This window comes from Streptomyces sp. NPDC054841 (assembly GCF_053611045.1).
Map to the genome: position 1 here is coordinate 1 of NZ_JBSGZO010000912.1, position 1,297 is coordinate 1,297.

The 1,297-nt window shown below is 73.6% G+C and carries 1 protein-coding gene; it reads left to right on the forward strand.

Going from position 1 to position 1,297, the window contains the following annotated elements; genetic code table 11:
- Positions 1 to 1,254 (forward strand): hypothetical protein (locus ACWGI8_RS44390; protein WP_453669320.1); only part of this gene is annotated, 1,254 nt, incomplete at its 5' end.
- Between the last annotated feature and the right edge of the window lie 43 nt (positions 1,255 to 1,297).

Here is a 1,297-nt window from a genome sequence, read left to right on the forward strand (position 1 = left end):
GCGCTGCTCCTCGGCAGCGCGGGGACGGCGCAGGCGCACCCCTTCGGCACCCCGCCCGTCGTCAAGGTCGAGGCGGCGGGCGCCGCGGTCGACGCGACCTGGTCCGCGCAGCAGGACGACGTCGCCGTACTGAAGAAGGAGTCCGGCGGCGACGAGGCGGGCTATCTGCGCTCACACATCGCCGTGCGCCAGGACGGCCGCCCGTGTCGCATCGACGGGGCGGACGGGCTGAAGCTCCACTTCGTCTGCCCGCGTCCTGTGGACCGGATCGAGTTGACGGTGACCGCGCTGACGGACGTCAATCCGGCCTACCGCACGCTGTCGGTGACGGACACGGGCGGAGGCGGGCTGCATACGGCTAAGGAGCCGACGCGCACGCTCGCCCTCACATCGGCGGCTGCCGGCGGCGACCGGGTCTCCTCCGCCTGGGCCTGGACCACGGATCTGACGTCGCTCCTGGACCAGGGGGGCGCCCTCCCACTGGCGCTCCTGGTGTCCGCCGCCGTGGGTGCGCTCCACGCCTGCGCACCCGGGCACGGCAAGTCGCTGGCCGCCGGATATCTGGTGGGCGGCCGGGGCCGGCCGCGGGATGCGGTGTGGCTGGGCGGGATCGTCGCCGTGATGCATACGTTCTCGGTCGCGGCCCTGGCGGTCGGCTGGTGGCTGGCGGCGAACAGCACGCCGGACATCGCGGCGCTGACGGGGTGGCTCCAGCTGATCGCGGCGCTGGTGGTGGCGGGGGTGGGCGTGAGCCTGCTGCGGCGGCATCTGCGCCACCACAGGCACCACCATGATCACGGGCATGATCGCGGGCATGGGCATGGGCATGGGCACGACCATCGGCAGGACCAGGGGCATGGACACGGCCACGATCACGGCCATGATCACGGGCACAGCCATCACATCCCGGACGCCCCGTCCCTGCTGACCTGGCGCGGCCTCGTACTCCTCGGCGCATCGGGCGGTCTGCTGCCCTCGCCGTCCGCCTTCCTCGTCCTGCTCACCGGGCTGCTGACCGGCAAGGTCGGCATCGCCCTCGCCATGGTCGCGGCCTTCGGCCTCGGCATGGCGCTGACGCTCACCGGCGTCGGCCTGATCGTGCTGCGCGGCCGGGACGCGCTGCTGGACCGTGTCTCCCGCTCGTCGACCCTGCGCACCTGGACTCTGCGGATTCCGCTGTTCGCGGCCTCGGCGGTGGTGGCCGGCGGGACGGTGGCCTCGGCAGTGGCCGCGGGGCAGCTCCTGGCCCCGTAGTCCCCGTACGACAGAGGCGCCCCTGCCCGGCACACGGCCGGGC